Here is a 1,668-nt window from a genome sequence, read left to right on the forward strand (position 1 = left end):
TTTCCAAAGTACAGACCAACATCGACCAAATGAAGATTCAAAAGGAGCGTCTGGAAAATCAGCTCGTGCCGACTGCAAAGCAACAAGGATATATCGAACCAACAAGAGAGCCCATTCGTGTGGAAAAGCAGGCTGCCAAATAGTTAAGGGCATAGCATCAAGCTATGCTCTGACGTACATTTTTTTGCAGAGAGGTTTGAGCTATGGTCAAAAGAATAAAGCTTCGCACACTGCTAATAGGGGGATGTATTACCCTCTTTTTTCTTGTTCTGCTACTTAAGGTATTTTGGATTCAAGTTGTGAGTGGGGAGTACTGGCATAACCTGGTAGTTAATCAAGTAGAAAGAGATCAGGTGATTCAGCCCAAGCGTGGAACCATTACGGACCGTAAAGGAAACGTATTGGCTACGGATGCACCGGCTTATACGGTAGTTGTCAATCCTAGTATCATTCAGGAGTATGATTTGGAGAATGAGGTTGTAGCTAAGCTGCACCAGTTACTCAAAACGCCTGAGGATGAGCTGAGAGGACATCTTTCTGCAAAGGATAAAAAGGGGAACTACTTAAAAAATCGCGAGATTCGTAATGGGGGCTGGAAGGTAGATCCTGAGGTCAAGGCACAAGTGGATACGTTCAAAGAGTATTTGAAGGATAAGTATGAAGTAATTGGAGCTGTGGACACCGTTCAAGAATCCAAACGCTATTATCCGGAAAATAAGCTGGCTTCCCATGTTCTTGGCTATCAAAGAAAAGATGGCACAGCAGGTATGGGGTTGGAAGCTTATTATAATAAAGAGCTCTCGGGGACGGCTGGAAAGCTTCTGTATCAGCGGGATCGGAAGGGAGTTCCTCTTCAAGGATCGGAAAGTGTCTATGAGCCGGCACAAAATGGTAAAAATTTAAAGCTGACGATTGACGATACGATTCAGTATTATATAGAGGATGCCATGCAGGAAGCTATTGCAAAATACAACCCGAAAACGATGACTGTTGTAGCTGCTGATCCTCAGACGATGGATGTTCTCGGTATGGCAACTTATCCGAATTTTAATCCCAATACATATGGGAGTACACCCTTGGAATATTTCCGTAATAATGCTACTCAATCTATCTACGAGCCTGGCTCCACGTTTAAGATTGTCACCTTGGCAGCTGCGGTTCAAGAAAAGGTGTTCAATCCAAATGAATCCTACCAATCTGGTATGATTCGGGTCGGAGGCTGGGATATTCGTGACGTAAGCCGTAACTGGGGAACGTTAACCTATCTTCAGGGGGTCAAGCGTTCAAGTAACGTCGGTTTCGTCCATCTGGGATTGGATAAGTTGGGTGGCGAAAGGCTGAAGAAATATATTAATAACTTTGGATTCGGCGTGAAAACAGGCATTGATCTTCCGAGTGAGTCTACCGGAGCTATTACTTTCCATACCCAGTACAAATCCGAGGTGGCAACGGCTTCGTATGGACACGGACGTGTTCAGGTAACGCCAATCCAGCAGGTAGCTGCAATCTCGGCAATTGCTAACGGGGGGAAGCTGATGCAACCTCATCTGGTGAAAGAAATCATGAACCCAGATACAGGCGAAGTTCAGACGATTCAACCGAAGGAAGTCCGCCAAGTGATTACTCGGGAATCGGCAGTCCAGACAAGCAGCTATCTGGAGCAGGTCG

1 protein-coding gene is annotated in these 1,668 nt (G+C 45.3%); it reads left to right on the forward strand.

Translation table 11 applies throughout. The annotated features are described in order from the left end of the window. Positions 1–203: 203 nt before the first annotated feature. Positions 204–1,668, forward strand: a 1,465-nt coding sequence (locus GRP75_RS26270; RefSeq protein ID WP_160790812.1) for a peptidoglycan D,D-transpeptidase FtsI family protein, incomplete at its 3' end; no start/stop codon positions are given.

This window comes from Paenibacillus sp. OT2-17 (genome assembly GCF_009827695.1).
Classification (GTDB): Bacteria; Bacillota; Bacilli; order Paenibacillales; family Paenibacillaceae; genus Paenibacillus; species Paenibacillus polymyxa_B.